This window comes from Vibrio sp. 10N.222.55.C6, from assembly GCF_041473395.1.
In the GTDB taxonomy this organism is placed as follows: Bacteria; Pseudomonadota; Gammaproteobacteria; order Enterobacterales; family Vibrionaceae; genus Vibrio; species Vibrio crassostreae_C.
The window spans coordinates 1-220 of the sequence record NZ_JBFRSD010000209.1 but is presented as its reverse complement, the minus strand read 5'-3'; the positions used below and the strand labels follow the sequence as shown (position 1 = coordinate 220).

The window sequence follows — 220 nt, the reverse complement described above, 5'->3', positions numbered from 1 at the left end:
GCCGTATCCGTATCGAATTGCCGGGTGTACAAGATCCTGCAGCTGCAAAAGACGTGATTGGTGCCACGGCATCATTGGCATTCTACTCGGTTTACGACAACCCAACGCGCAATACTCAAACTCTGAAAGATTCAGATGGTAATCGTGTCGTGGTTGCTCGCAAAGCAGTGCTGAGCGGTGAACACATTATCGATGCGCGTAGTGGCATTGGTGAGATGGG

At 50.9% G+C, this 220-nt stretch carries 1 pseudogene; it reads left to right on the top strand.

Annotation, left to right across the window (positions count from 1 at the left end):
• Positions 1-220, top strand: a pseudogene (gene secD / locus AB4486_RS23280) (protein translocase subunit SecD); the annotation flags it as partial.